The organism is Streptococcus sp. 20925_1_69 (genome assembly GCF_041432365.1).
Classification (GTDB): Bacteria; Bacillota; Bacilli; order Lactobacillales; family Streptococcaceae; genus Streptococcus.
This window is the reverse complement of sequence record NZ_JAPVZL010000003.1, coordinates 159,258-174,756: the sequence shown is the minus strand read 5'-3', so window position 1 is coordinate 174,756 and position 15,499 is coordinate 159,258. Positions and strand designations below refer to the sequence as shown.

Sequence of the window (15,499 nt, the reverse complement as noted above, 5' to 3'; positions counted from 1 at the left end):
TCAGACAAAACCTACGACAAATGATTACTCATATTATACCCTATTTAGCTAGATTTTTCAAGGGGATTGATGAATTTTTGACAAAATCTTTTCCTATAAAAAAGATTGGCTGAATCGTAACAAAATTTGTTGCGATTTTTCTTTTAGTTTAATTCCGGGAAAACGCTTGCATATTATTTTACTAAGTGCTATACTGATATAGAAATTTATTGATTGGAGAATCATTATGAGAAAAACACCATCTCACACTGAGAAAAAAATGGTTTACAGCATCCGTTCCCTCAAAAATGGAACTGGTTCTGTCCTTATTGGAGCAAGCCTTGTTCTGCTTGCCATGGCTACACCAACTATTTCAGCCAACGAAAATACTACAAGCAATAAGGGAACTAGTAATGAAACCACTACTGCCCTTGCACAGCCTCTTACTGATACAGCAGTTAACTCTAGCACGAAGAAAAGTGATATTTCTTCACCTGAAAATGCAAACGCTTCCCTAGAGAAATCAGAAGAAAAACTTGCAACAGAGGCACCCACTCCGGCTGCAACTCCCGCCGATTCCGCACCACAAACCGGGCAAGATCGTTCAAGTGAGCCAACTACTGCTACGAGTCCAGTAACAACTGAAACCAAAGCAGAAGAGCCAATAGAAGACAACTACTTCCGTATCCATGTCAAAAAGCTTCCTGAAGAAAACAAGGATGCTCAAGGACTATGGACTTGGGACGATGTTGAAAAACCATCTGAAAATTGGCCAAACGGAGCCTTGTCCTTCAAGGATGCCAAAAAAGATGACTATGGCTACTACTTAGATGTCAAATTAAAGGGAGAACAAGCCAAGAAAATTAGCTTCCTCATCAATAATACAGCTGGGAAAAATCTAACCGGCGATAAATCGGTAGAAAAACTGTCACCAAAGATGAATGAGGCTTGGTTGGACCAAGATCACAAGGTTTTCTCTTACGAGCCACAACCTGCAGGAACTATTCGCGTCAACTACTACCGTACAGATGGCAACTATGACAAGAAATCTCTCTGGTACTGGGGAGATGTGAAAAATCCAAGTAGCGCTCAATGGCCTGACGGAACAGACTTTACAGCTACAGGCAAATATGGTCGCTATATCGACATTCCTCTTAAGGATGCCGCCAAAGAATTCGGCTTTTTATTACTAGATGAGAGCAAAAAAGGAGACGACGTGAAAATCCGTAAAGAAGATTATAAGTTCACAGATTTAAAAAATCATAGCCAAATCTTCCTAAAAGACGATGATGAATCGATTTACACAAATCCATACTATGTCCATGATATCCGTATGACAGGAGCCCAACACGTAGGCACTTCTAGCATTGAAAGTAGTTTTTCAACACTAGTCGGTGCCAAAAAAGAAGATATCCTCAAACACTCCAACATCACTAATCACCTAGGAAACAAGGTAACTATCACCGATGTTTCAATCGATGAAGCTGGCAAGAAAGTGACCTACAGCGGAGATTTCTCTGACACAAAACATCCGTATACTGTTAGCTACAATTCCGACCAATTCACTACCAAAACAAGCTGGCGACTTAAAGATGAGACATACAGCTATGATGGTAAACTTGGAGCCGACCTCAAAGAAGAAGGAAAACAAGTTGATTTGACCCTTTGGTCACCAAGTGCTGATAAGGTTTCTGTCGTTGTCTACGACAAGAATAACCCTGAAAAAGTGGTTGGAACTGTCGCTCTTGAAAAAGGGGAAAAAGGTACTTGGAAACAAACTCTAGATAGCACAAACAAATTAGGAATCACAGATTTCACTGGCTACTATTATCAATACCAGATCGAGCGTCAGGGTAAAACTGTTCTTGCACTCGATCCTTACGCTAAATCCCTCGCTGCTTGGAATAGTGATGATGCCAAGATCGACGATGCCCATAAAGTGGCTAAAGCTGCCTTTGTAAATCCAGCCAAACTAGGACCTCAAGACTTAACTTATGGTAAGATTCACAACTTCAAGACTCGTGAAGATGCCGTTATCTACGAAGCTCATGTGCGTGACTTCACTTCAGATCCTGCCATTGCAAAAGACTTGACCAAACCATTTGGTACCTTTGAAGCCTTTATTGAAAAATTAGACTATCTCAAAGACTTGGGTGTGACCCACATCCAGCTCCTTCCAGTCTTGTCTTACTACTTTGTCAATGAATTGAAAAACCATGAACGCTTGTCTGACTATGCTTCAAGCAACAGCAACTACAACTGGGGATATGACCCTCAAAACTACTTCTCATTGACTGGTATGTACTCAAGCGATCCTAAAAATCCAGAAAAACGAATCGCAGAATTTAAAAACCTCATCAACGAGATCCACAAACGTGGCATGGGAGCTATCCTGGACGTAGTGTATAACCATACAGCCAAAGTTGATATCTTTGAAGACCTAGAGCCAAACTACTACCACTTTATGGATGCTGACGGAACACCTCGAACTAGCTTTGGTGGTGGACGCTTGGGGACAACCCACCATATGACCAAACGGCTCCTAGTTGACTCTATCAAATATCTAGTTGATACCTACAAAGTGGATGGATTCCGTTTCGATATGATGGGAGACCATGATGCAGCTTCTATCGAAGAAGCTTACAAGGCTGCACGCGCCCTCAATCCAAATCTTATCATGCTGGGTGAAGGTTGGAGAACCTATGCTGGTGATGAAAACATGCCTACTAGAGCTGCTGACCAAGATTGGATGAAACATACCGATACTGTCGCAGTCTTCTCAGACGACATCCGTAATAACCTCAAGTCTGGCTATCCAAACGAAGGTCAACCTGCCTTTATCACAGGTGGCAAGCGTGATATCAACACTATCTTCAAAAATCTGATTGCTCAACCAACCAACTTTGAAGCAGACAGCCCTGGAGATGTCATCCAATACATCGCCGCCCATGATAACTTGACCCTCTTTGACATCATTGCCCAGTCTATCAAAAAAGACCCAAGCAAGGCTGAAAACTATGCTGAAATCCATCGTCGTTTGCGACTTGGAAACCTCATGGTCTTGACAGCTCAAGGAACTCCATTTATCCACTCTGGTCAGGAATACGGACGTACCAAACAATTCCGTGACCCGGCCTACAAGACTCCAGTAGCAGAGGACAAACAACCAAACAAATCTCACTTGTTGCGTGATAAGGACGGCAATCCATTTGACTATCCTTACTTTATCCATGACTCTTACGACTCTAGCGATGCCATCAACAAGTTTGACTGGACTAAGGCTACAGATGGAAAAGCATATCCTGAGAATGTCAAGAGCCGTGACTATATGAAAGGGTTGATTGCCCTTCGTCAATCTACAGACGCCTTCCGACTTAAGAGTCTTCAAGATATCAAAGACCGTGTCCACCTCATCACTGTACCAGGCCAAAATGGTGTGGAAAAAGAGGATGTAGTGATTGGCTACCAAATCACTGCTCCAAACGGAGATATCTACGCAGTCTTTGTCAATGCGGATGAAAAAGCTCGCGAATTTAATTTGGGAACTGCCTTTGCCCACCTCAGAAATGCTGAAGTTTTGGCAGATGAAAACCAAGCAGGACCAGTAGGAATTGCCAACCCTCAAGGACTTGAATGGACTGAAAAAGGCTTGAAATTGAATGCCCTTACAGCTACTGTTCTTCGAGTCTCTCAAAGCCGTCCAGCTATGAAAGATAAACCAGAATTTGAACTTCCGAATTCTAGACAAGAACAAGGTCAAGGTCAAGAGCACAGTACAAGCGATATTCCAAATCGATTAAACAAACCTGAACATCAAAATACAGATCCAGCTCCACAAGCTAAACCTGATTCTACTAAACCGGATGCAAAAGTAGCTGATGCGGAAAATAAACCTAGCCAAGCTACAACTGATTCACAAGCTTCACAACCAGCACAAGAAGCACAAGAAGCACAACCAGCATCTGTAAGTGAAGCTATTCAAAACGGAGCTGTAGAAAACTCTAGCAAGGAAAATATACCTGCAACCCCAGCTAAACAAGCTGAACTTCCAAATACAGGAACCAAAAACAATCACAAACTCCTGTTTGCAGGAATTAGTCTCCTTGCCCTTCTAGGTCTCGGGTTCTTGCTAAAAAACAAAAAAGAGAACTAAACTAGCCCTCCTATAGAAAAATCCCCCAAGCATTATAGCTCGGGGGATTAATTTTTGTACAATATTTGTTGTCCTAATAAACTTGATTAGGATTTTTTATTAAGCCTCTTTCATGGCAAAATAAGCCCGTACTTTTGGAGCCACTTGCGTTCCGAAAAGTTCAATAGCTCTCAGAACTTGGTCATGAGGCATGGAACCAAGCGGTAGATGGAGCATGAAGCGATCCAAACCTAAGTCTTCAATCATGCGAATCAATTTTTCGGCCACCTGATCTGGATTGCCCACAAACATAGCACCATTTGGCCCAACTTGCTCCAAATATTGCTCATAACGCAATTCCTGCCAGTGTGGACGGTCTTTGGAAATAGCATCCACCACTTGCTTAGTCGGATGGAAATAATCTTTTACAGCCTGCTCACCATCTTCAGCAATCCAACCCCAAGAATGGGCTCCAACCTTTAGTTCATGACTGGTATGACCCGCTTCGCTCCCAATCTCACGATAAGCCTGAATCAACTTTTTAAAATAACGAGGGTTACCACCAATAATGGCATAGACAATCGGTAGGCCTGCCTGAGCAATCTTCACTGTTGATTCGACATGACCACCTGTCGCTATCCACAAGGGTAATTTATCCTGAACTGGACGAGGATAAACTTCTTTGCCAGAGATTGTTTGGCTCAATCGCCCTTGCCAGTCTAGCCTTGTCTTTTCATTGACCAACTGAAGCAAGTCTAATTTCTCATCAAAAAGGGCTTCGTAGTCTTTCAAATCATATCCAAACAAGGGAAAAGATTCCGTGAAAGACCCCCTTCCAGCCATAATCTCCGCTCGTCCATTAGACAAGGCATCGATAGTGGCATATTGTTGGAACAAACGAATCGGATCCATGCTCGAGAGAATGCTGACTGCACTGGTCAAACGGATTTTCTTGGTATTGACTGCCCCAGCTGCCAGGACAATCTCTGGAGCTGATACTGCAAAATCTGCTCGATGGTGCTCACCAATCCCATATACATCCAAACCAACCTTATCAGCCAGCTCAATCTCCGCCACCAACTGACGAATGCTTTCAGCATGACTGTAAATCTGCCCAGTCCCTTCAAGCACCGTTGTTTCCCCAAATGTTGAAATTCCCAATTCTACCACTGTGATTCTCCCCGTCTATTTCTTTCCTGCAATTTGAAAAATTATTCTAACACGAAACTTTAGTGCAAGCAACCAATTTGCTCATAAGAAAAAGCCTAGATAACTAGACTTTTTTAGTTTATTCTACCGTTACTGACTTAGCAAGGTTACGTGGTTTATCCACATCAAGGCCACGGTGCAGAGTTGCAAAGTAAGCGACCAATTGCGTTGGCACAACCATTGAAATTGGTGAAAGGTAAGGGTGGACGGTCGTAAGAACGATGTCGTCTGTATCTTTGGCAACATTTTCTTCTGCAATAGTGAGAACCTTGGCACCACGGGCTGCCACTTCTTGGATATTTCCACGAGTATGGTTGGCAAGGACTGGATCTGACAAGAGCGCCAAGACAGGTGTTCCTTCTTCAATCAAGGCAATGGTTCCATGCTTGAGTTCTCCTGCCGCAAAGCCTTCACACTGGATGTAAGAAATCTCTTTGAGTTTGAGACTTGCTTCCATGGCTACATAGTAATCTTGACCACGTCCGATATAAAAGGCGTTGCGAGTTGTTTCAAGAAGCTCACGAACCTTGACTTCAATGGTTTCTTTCTCTGAAAGAGTTGATTCGATAGACTGAGCTACAATTGACAACTCATGCACCAAGTCAAAGGCTTGCGCTTTAGCATTATCATTTGCTTCTCCGACTGCTTTTGCCAGGAAGGCAAGGGCTGCGATTTGTGCTGTATAAGCCTTTGTTGATGCTACGGCAATCTCAGGACCCGCATGAAGGAGCATGGTATGGTTGGCTTCACGTGAAAGAGTTGAACCTGGTACGTTTGTCACTGTCAAGCTTGGGATTCTCATTTCATTAGCCTTAACCAAAACCTGACGGCTATCCGCTGTTTCACCAGACTGACTGATAAAGATGAAGAGTGGTTTCTTGCTGAGAAGTGGCATACCGTAGCCCCACTCAGATGAGATTCCAAGTTCAACTGGTGTATCTGTCAATTCTTCCAGCATCTTCTTAGAAGCAAATCCTGCATGGTAAGATGTTCCAGCTGCAAGGATGTAGATGCGGTCTGCGTCTTGAACAGCCTGAATGATAGCTGGGTCTACTACTACTTGACCAGCCTCATCTGTGTAGGCTTGGATGAGTTTACGCATAACAGTTGGTTGCTCATCGATTTCCTTGAGCATGTAGTAAGGGTAAGTTCCCTTACCGATATCTGACAAGTCTAGCTCAGCAGTGTAGCTAGCACGCTCACGACTATTACCATCATAGTCTTGGACTTCCACGCTATCCGCCTTGACAATTACCAACTCTTGGTCATGAATTTCCATGTACTGGTTGGTTTCACGAATCATAGCCATGGCGTCTGAGCAGACCATGTTATAGCCTTCCCCAAGACCAATCAAAAGTGGTGATTTATTTTTAGCTACGTAGATGACTTCAGGATCTTGTGAGTCAACCAAGGCAAAAGCATAAGAACCACGGATGATATGAAGGGCTTTTTTGAAGGCTTCAAGAACAGAAAGACCTTCTTCTTCCGCAAATTTTCCAATCAAGTGAACAGCGATTTCAGTATCTGTTTGCCCCTTAAAGTGGTGACCTGCAAGGTATTCTTCCTTGATTTCAAGGTAGTTCTCAATGACCCCATTGTGCACCAAGACAAAACGTTCTGTCTCAGAGCGATGTGGGTGAGCATTGTCCTCAGTTGGTTTCCCATGAGTTGCCCAACGAGTATGTCCGATACCAGTTGTTCCCTCAACACCAGCTGTCTTGGCAGACAATTCTGCAATACGGCCAACCGCCTTAACCAGATGGTTTTCAGCACCACCTAGGACAAAAATCCCCGCAGAATCATAGCCACGGTATTCGAGCTTTTCAAGCCCTTGAATCAAAATATCAGTTGCATTTGTGTTTCCAACAACACCAACAATTCCACACATAGTATATACGACACAGGCAAGCTGTGCTTTCTCCTTAAAATTGGTATAGTCTGATTCCTCTTTTATAGAACCAGCAAAAACAGTATATACTTGTTTCTTTCACTTGTCAAGAGCAAAAATTGGTATAGTTCAAATTACTCTCCTGTAAGCAAAAAACTCTGACCAATTAGGACAATCAGTCAGAGTCTTTTTTAAAATCCATTATTGTCGCTCAATTCCTTGAACCAGTGCCCTGATTTTTTCAGACGACGTTCTTGCGTTTCCAAGTCTAATTCGACCAAACCATAGCGATTTTTATAGCTGTTGAGCCATGACCAACAGTCAATAAAGGTCCAAATCAAGTATCCCTTACAATTGGCTCCGTCTTCAATGGCACGGTGCAGTTCACGAAGATGACCTTTTACAAAGTCAATACGGTAATCATCTTGAATCATCCCATCTTGACGGAATTTTTCTTCCCCCTCAACACCCATACCATTCTCGGTCAACATCCACTCAATATTGCCATAATTTTCCTTGATATTTTTGGCAATGTCATAAATCCCTTGCTCATAAATCTCCCAGCCACGGTGAGGATTGATTTTACGTCCAGGCATCACATAAGGTTCGTAAAAATGTTCTGGTAAGAGAGGACTCTCTGGATGTTTAGCAAATCGAGGTGCCATAACACGCAAAGGTTGATAGTAGTTGACACCAAGGAAGTCTACCGTATTGTCACGAATGAGCTCCAACTCCTCCTCTGTAGTATCAGGTAAAAGGCCGTGTTCATGAAATATTTCTACCAATTCCTGTGGATAAGTACCCAAAACAGACGGATCTAAGAAAGATTGGGCCTGAAAAAGGTCTGCAATACGAGCAGCCTTGACATCAGCAGGATGCTGGCTACGTGGATAAGCCGGTGTCAAGTTGAGGACAATCCCAATTTTGGAATTAGGCAAGAGTTCATGGCAGGCCTTGACTGCCCGACTGCTAGCCAATTGTGTATGATAGGCTACTTTAACTGCCGCCTCTGCATCCACCTTATGTGGATAATGAGCATCGTAAAAATAGCCAAATTCTACAGGAACGATTGGTTCGTTAAAGGTAATCCACTGATCCACTAAATCTCCATAAGTCTCAAAACAAAAACGAGCATAGTCTTCATAAGCTGAGACAGTCGCCTTATTTTCCCAACCATCGCCATCTTCTTGAAGAGCAAAAGGGAGATCAAAATGATAGAGATTGACTAAAAGACGAATTCCTTTAGCCTTAATAGCCTCAAAAACCTTACGATAGAAATCCACACCTTGAGCATTGACTTCCCCACGCCCTTGTGGAAAAATCCGAGACCATTGGATAGAAATCCGAAAGGCTGTGTGACCAGTCTCTAACAAAAGCTCAATATCCTGCTCCCAGTTTTCATAAAAGGTCGATGTCTTATCTGGACCAATCCCATTATAGTAACGATGTGGCTCCACCTGGTACCAATAATCCCAGAGATTATCTCCCTTACCGTCACCAGCTACACGTCCTTCTGTTTGTGGTCCAGAAGTAGAGGATCCCCAGACAAAATCCTTTGGAAATCTTAGCATACATTTACCTCTTTATCTACTCATTTTTCCCATTATACAGAAAAAACAAGGTAAAAACTAGTTACATTTTTTCCTTGTTTTTCTTCTGATTATAGTTTTTATTTCTTACTGAGGATTTCAAGCGTTTCAAGCAAGTTATCTGCATGAACTTCGATGGTGTCACCAGTCGCTTTAATCTTCACTTCTACGATGCCATCGGCTGCTTTCTTCCCAACAGTGATACGGATTGGAAGACCAATCAAGTCACTATCGCTGAATTTAACACCGACACGTTCGTTACGGTCATCTGTCAAGACTTCGTAACCAGCTCCCATCAAGCTTGCTTCAAGCTTTTCTGTCAAGGCCTGCGCTTCTTCATCCTTAACATTGACAGTGATCAAGTGCACATCAAATGGTGCCAATTCTTTAGGGAAGTTGATTCCCCAAGCGTAACGGTATTCACCTTTTGGCGTTTTATTAACAAAGAGGCGAGCGTGTTGCTCCATCACTGCTGAAAGGAGACGGCTAACACCGATACCGTAACATCCCATGATAATTGGCACAGCACGGCCATTTTCATCCAAAACATCTGCTCCCATACTTGCTGAATAGCGAGTACCGAGTTTGAAGATGTGACCAATTTCGATACCACGCGCAAAGTTAAGGACACCTTGTCCGTCTGGAGAAATTTCACCCTCACGAACTTCACGGATATCCACATATTCTGCAGTAAAATCACGACCTGGATTCACACCAGTCAAGTGGTAGCCATCTTCGTTAGCACCCACAACTGCATTGCGAACATCTTGCACCTTACGGTCTGCGATGATTTTAACATTCTCTGGCAAACCAACTGGTCCAAGTGAACCAAATCCTGCTTGAACAAGATTCGCTACTTCTTCTTCGCTAGCAACGTCAAAGAAATCTGCTCCCAAGTGGTTTTTCAACTTGACTTCGTTGAGTTGGTCATTCCCAACTAGAAGGGCTGCAACAAGCTCACCATCTGCCTTGTAGAAGAGGGTTTTGATTGTTTGTTCTTCTGGGACGTTTAGGAAGGTTGCCACTTCATCAATTGATTTAACATCTGGTGTTGCAACACGAGTCACTTCTTCTTCAGCGACAACACGGTTGCTTGGTTTGTACTCATTTGTTGCCATTTCCAAGTTAGCCGCATAGCTAGATTCACTTGAGTAAGCAATGGTATCTTCACCAGAAACCATCCATTTAAGCAATTCTGCCTTGATTTCTTCTTGCACTTCTGCAGGAATTTCATCAAATGAGGCAACTGACTTGTCCAAAACAACCCAGCGGTCAAGGTCTGTACGAGCAGGTGTAATAGCCATAAATTCTTGGCTGTCCTTACCACCCATGGCTCCACCGTCACCGATGATAGCCTTGAAATCTAAACCACTACGAGTGAAAATACGCTCATAAGCAGCCTTGTACTCATCGTAAACACTGTCCAAGCTATCATAGTTAGCGTGGAAACTGTAAGCATCTTTCATGATGAACTCACGTGTACGGAGAAGTCCATTACGTGGGCGTTTTTCATCACGATACTTAGGCTGGATTTGATAAAGGTTAAGTGGCAATTGCTTGTAAGACTTAACAGAATCACGGACAATAGCTGTAAAGGTTTCTTCGTGAGTTGGACCTAGGATAAAGTCTGATTTTTCACGGTTTTTTAGTTTGTAAAGGTCTTCACCGTAAGTTTCATAACGACCTGATTCGCGCCACAATTCTGCACTAAGAAGAGCAGGAGCCAACATCTCAACGGCACCAATCTTGTCGAATTCTTGGCGCATGATATTTTTGGCTTTTTCAATCACACGATTGGCAAGTGGTAGGTAAGAATAAACACCTGCTGAAACTTGACGAACATAACCAGCACGCAACATAAGAGCGTGGCTGATAACTTGAGCATCGCTTGGCATTTCGCGAAGCGTTGGGATAGGCATTTTACTTTGTTTCATAATATTCCTCGATTATCTAAAAAAGAGTCGCATAATGTCATTCCAGGTCACAGCAATCATCAAGACAACCATGATGACCACTCCGGCCAAGGTGACATAGGTTTCAATTTCTTGTTTTAATGGTTTGCGGCGGATGGCTTCTAGGATATTGAGCACAATCTTACCACCATCCAGGGCTGGAATCGGAATAAGATTAAAAATCCCGATATTGATGGAAATCATTGCCAAGAAGTACAAGACATTCTCAATTCCATTTTTAGCAGCATCACTACTTGCCTTAAAGATGGCAACAGGTCCACCTAGCTTGTTCAAATCCGGTTGGAAAATCAGATTTTTCAGGGCCGAGAGAATTCGGAGAGCTGAGTCAGCAGCAGTTGTAAAACCACCTACAAACATGGATAGAAAATCTGACTTAATCCCCGGTTGAACACCTAGAAGATATCGACCCTGATTTTCTTCTGGGGTAACCGTAACTTGTTTGTCACTACCTTGTTCAGAGATAGTCACATCCAAGGTCGGGGCCGTCTTATCTTTGGTTTCTGCTTCCACAGCCTGGATCAAACTTTCCCAGTTGCTAATCTCATATGAGCCAATCTTGGTAATCTGGGCCGTTTCTGGCACTCCCACCTTAGCCAAGGCCCCTTGGGGCATAATATGGAACTGATTGGTATCAACATCTCTGACACCACCCTGCATGAAGATTAAAATCCAAAAAACAACGACACCTAAGATAAAGTTGTTCATAGGTCCTGCAAAATTGGTAATGAGCTTCCCCCAGATAGTCGCATTTTGATATTGAACATCTAAAGGTGCAATCCGAACCTCAGTACCATCTGCTTCCACAACCGTTGCATCGTGATCCACTGCAAATGTTTTTTCTTCTTCCAGAACCAGGCCCTTGATAAAAAGCTTGTCTTCAAAGTCAAACTGAGTCACCTGCATAGGGAGGGCCGTTTGATCCAATTTTTTACCTGATAGATTGATACGTTTAACCTTACCATCATCAGTAAGCGTCAAACTAACAGGAGTTCCTGTCTTGATTTCAGTTGTATCATCACCCCAACCAGCCATACGAACATAGCCACCCAGAGGCAAGATTCGAATGGTATAGGCCGTCCCATCCTTGCCAATGTGAGCAAAGATTTTGGGTCCCATACCAATGGCAAATTCACGCACTAGAATTCCTGATTTCTTTGCAAAGTAGAAGTGCCCGAACTCGTGCACCACCACAATAATACCAAAAACCAGAATAAAGGTTAAAATTCCGAGCATAGTATTTCCTCCGTCTTTTGATTAAAAGAGTCCAAACAAGTGCATGATTGGAAATACAAGCAACATGCTATCGAAACGATCCAAAACACCACCATGTCCAGGGATAAATTTCCCAGAATCCTTGACACCAAAGTGACGCTTGATCGAACTTTCTAGTAAATCACCAAATTGTCCAGCAATGCTAAAGAAAATAGCAAAGACTGACATCTTGTAAATTCCATATGGAAGAGCAACTGTTCTGTCAAACATCATAAAGATGATAGTTACTAAAATAGCACCTAAAATACCACCCAAGGCACCCTCAAAGGTTTTATTTGGAGAAACTGTCGGAGCTAATTTTCGTTTACCATAGTTCATCCCAACAAGATAGGCACCACTGTCTGTCGCCCAAACAATACACAAGGCTAATAGTGCCTTATCTAAACCTGCAATTCTAGCATCTAATAGAGCATTAAAACCAAAGCCCACGTAGAAACTCATAGCAAGCGGGAAAACCGCATCCTCAATCGTATAAGACTTGCTAAAAACAGTCGTTCCTAACATAATTGAAATCAACACACTATAAGCCACCACATTCCCATCAACTGGCAAAAAAGTCAGGTAATTCTCCAAAGGAATGGTCAAGGCAAAGGTTGCAAAGAGGGTCAAGAGGCCTTCCATAGTCATGGTCTCTAAACCTCTCATCTTCAAAAGTTCATGCATGGCTAGCATGGCTATGATTCCAATTGCTATCTGAAGCAAGAGGCCACCAATCATTAAAATTGGTAGGAAAATAGCCAGGGCAATCCCTGCAAACAAGGTTCTTTTCTGTAAATCCTGTGTCATATTTCCTCCTACACTCCTCCAAATCGACGATGACGACGATTGTAAGCAAGAATGGCTTCCTGCAAGGCCGCCTCGTCAAAATCAGGCCACAAGGTATCCGTAAAATAGAGCTCACTATAGGCTCCCTGCCATGGAAGGAAATTGCTCAAACGCAATTCTCCACTAGTCCGGATAATCAAGTCTGGATCTCGTACATCCTTAGGCAAATGCTGGGTAAAGAGATAGTTGCCAATCAATTCCTCTGTAATGTCACCTGGGTTGATTTTGGCATCTAACACATCCTGGGAAATCAACTTAAGAGCCTGTGTAATCTCAGCACGTCCACCATAGTTGAGGGCAAAATTCAGAATCAAACCTGTGTTGTTCTTAGTCAATTCCTCAGCCTTTGTCAGAGCTTCAAAGGTTTGCTTAGGCAAGCGGTCTGTCTCCCCAATCATTTGAATCTTAACATTATTCGCATGCAATTCCGGGACATAATTATCATAAAACTCTACTGGCAAGTTCATGATAAACTTGACTTCCTGATCTGGACGGGTCCAGTTTTCTGTAGAAAAAGCATAAACTGTAATCACCTTGACGCCCAGTTTGTTGGCTGCCTTAGTCACAGTTTGCAATGCTTCCATACCCGCCTTGTGTCCGAAGACCCGTGGTTGCATACGTTTTTTAGCCCAACGACCATTCCCATCCATGATGATGCCGATATGAGCAGGAACCTGTGTCGGAACCTCTACTTCCACAGCCTTATCTTTCTTAAAAAATCCAAACATGATCTTATTCCTATTCAAAAATCTATCGTTTCATTATACCATATTTCCCTATTTTCTTCTATCACTAAGCTATTTATACTCTTCGAAAATCTCTTCAAACCACGTCAGCTCTATCTGCAACCTCAAAACAGTGTTTTGAGCAACCTACGGTTAGCTTCCTAGTTTGCACTTTGATTTTCATTGAGTATTATTCTCAGGCACCAAGCCCATTTTTCAAAAAAATAAGTCGCCTGATTGGGCGACTCTATTTTTATAGGGAGATTATTATGAAAAAGTTTTAGGAGTTTAAGTTAAGGTCTTCTTAACTTATGGACTTAGTATACACTTCCTAGCTTAAAGTTTCCTTAAGTATTTTTAAAAATCAAATTTTTCCATTTTTCCTGCCAATTTTTCTTGGATAATCGTGTTTGATATAGAGACATTCGGTCTTGATTCTCTAAAAAATGAGGAGTTGGTCGAACTTGAAAATTCAAAATGTCTTCCAAACCATAAGGTGCAAAGAGTTCCAAAGCGGATTCTTCATTCAAGCGCAGTCCAAGCGCCGTACACCGTTCTGGATACTTACTCATAGCATCACAGGAACTGCTATAAGGAGCAGTATGAGGGCTATGTTGATGCATATAGACCTGATTTTTCAACTCCCATTGATACTGAGGAAAGTCCTCTCGTAGCTTTTTCTCTAGGGACAAGGTTTCCTCATAAGAAATATCCGGATCAAAGAAAATGACATCTACATCTGTTTCACAGTCAAAAGGGGATTTGTCTGACAAGAGATTCCAGATAAAATTTCTGACAGAACCTGCTGCCAACCACGAGTCTTTCAGACCAAGGTTTCGGATAATCGTTAGAATAGCCATCATATCCGGATTTTCTCTAAAAGCCTCTAGAATTTCTTGCTTATTTTTCACTGTATTCATAACCTAAATGCTCATATGCCTTGGCTGTTGCCACCCGTCCAGACCGTGTCCGCATGATAAAACCTTTTTGGATTAGGTAAGGCTCATACATGTCTTCGACAGTCTCGCGCTCTTCGGCGATATTGACAGAAAGAGTTCCTAAGCCGACAGGACCACCGCCGTACATCTCAATCATGGTGCGAAGGATTTTTTGATCCACATAGTCCAGACCTTCATGGTCAACATCCAGCATGGTCAAAGCCTTATCCGTAATAAGATCATCGATAGTCCCATTTCCCATAATCTGGGCAAAATCACGCACGCGCTTGAGGAGACGATTGGCAATACGAGGGGTTCCACGGCTACGTAGAGCCAACTCAGATGCTGCCTCATGAGTGATTTCCATCTCAAAAATATCTGCCGTCCGCTCGACAATTTCTGTCAAGTCAGCATGGGCATAATACTCCATATGACCTGTAATCCCAAAACGTGCCCGTAAAGGATTGGAAAGCATTCCAGCCCGAGTCGTCGCACCAATCAAGGTAAAAGGTGGCAACTCCAAATGAACACTGCGACTGCCTTCACCAGCACCAATCATGATATCAATGTAAAAGTCCTCCATGGCACTATAAAGCACCTCTTCCACCGACATAGGCAAGCGATGAATCTCATCAATAAAAAGGACATCTCCCGGCTCTAAGTCATTCAAAATCGCTACCAAATCACCAGCTTTTTCAATGACTGGACCCGAAGTCTGCTTGAGATTTACACCCAGTTCATTGGCAATAACAAAAGCCATGGTCGTTTTCCCCAAACCTGGAGGTCCAAATAAGAGGACATGATCCAGCGCTTCATCCCGCATTTTGGCAGCTTCGATAAAGATTTGGAGCTGGTCCTTGACCTTATCCTGCCCAATATATTCACGTAAGTACTGAGGACGGAGCGTGCGTTCTACTAACTCCTCATCCCCCATTATCTCATTGTCTAAAATTCTACTCATGGCTCTAT

General features: G+C 42.8%; 10 protein-coding genes. 1 reads left to right on the top strand and 9 read right to left on the bottom strand.

The window, feature by feature from the left end; translation table 11 throughout:
- Positions 1-226 precede the first annotated feature (226 nt).
- Positions 227-4,132, top strand: coding sequence for a pullulanase (locus O3601_RS03425; protein WP_371471153.1), 3,906 nt, complete (start codon positions 227-229; stop codon positions 4,130-4,132).
- A gap of 99 nt (positions 4,133-4,231) precedes the next feature.
- Here O3601_RS03425 and O3601_RS03420 read toward each other — a convergent pair whose 3' ends face one another.
- The 9 genes from O3601_RS03420 to ruvB form a co-directional block, all read right to left on the bottom strand.
- Positions 4,232-5,281: an LLM class flavin-dependent oxidoreductase gene (locus O3601_RS03420; protein WP_371471152.1), complete on the bottom strand. Its 1,050-nt coding sequence runs from the start codon at positions 5,279-5,281 to the stop codon at positions 4,232-4,234.
- Between the two features lie 118 nt (positions 5,282-5,399).
- Positions 5,400-7,208, bottom strand: coding sequence for a glutamine--fructose-6-phosphate transaminase (isomerizing) (gene glmS, locus O3601_RS03415; protein WP_371471151.1), 1,809 nt, complete (start codon positions 7,206-7,208; stop codon positions 5,400-5,402).
- A gap of 191 nt (positions 7,209-7,399) precedes the next feature.
- A complete protein-coding gene (gene bglA / locus O3601_RS03410) occupies positions 7,400-8,779 on the bottom strand; it encodes a 6-phospho-beta-glucosidase (protein ID WP_371471150.1) in 1,380 nt (459 codons plus the stop codon).
- A gap of 98 nt (positions 8,780-8,877) precedes the next feature.
- Complete coding sequence (locus tag O3601_RS03405) at positions 8,878-10,731, bottom strand: proline--tRNA ligase (protein ID WP_371471148.1); 1,854 nt, start codon at positions 10,729-10,731, stop codon at positions 8,878-8,880.
- 12 nt (positions 10,732-10,743) lie between these two features.
- Entirely contained in the window at positions 10,744-12,003 is a 1,260-nt protein-coding gene (gene rseP / locus O3601_RS03400) for an RIP metalloprotease RseP (protein WP_371471147.1), read from the bottom strand.
- A gap of 21 nt (positions 12,004-12,024) precedes the next feature.
- Positions 12,025-12,828, bottom strand: a complete 804-nt coding sequence (locus tag O3601_RS03395) for a phosphatidate cytidylyltransferase (protein WP_000189852.1) — start codon at positions 12,826-12,828, stop codon at positions 12,025-12,027.
- Between the two features lie 8 nt (positions 12,829-12,836).
- On the bottom strand, positions 12,837-13,595 hold the full coding sequence (locus O3601_RS03390) for an isoprenyl transferase (protein ID WP_120769750.1): 759 nt from the start codon (positions 13,593-13,595) through the stop codon (positions 12,837-12,839).
- Positions 13,596-13,939: 344 nt separating this feature from the next.
- Entirely contained in the window at positions 13,940-14,512 is a 573-nt protein-coding gene (locus O3601_RS03385) for a nucleotidyltransferase family protein (protein ID WP_371471145.1), read from the bottom strand.
- Positions 14,493-15,491: a Holliday junction branch migration DNA helicase RuvB gene (gene ruvB, locus O3601_RS03380; protein WP_080982914.1), complete on the bottom strand. Its 999-nt coding sequence runs from the start codon at positions 15,489-15,491 to the stop codon at positions 14,493-14,495. Before ruvB ends, O3601_RS03385 begins: the two co-directional genes overlap by 20 nt.
- Positions 15,492-15,499 lie beyond the last annotated feature (8 nt).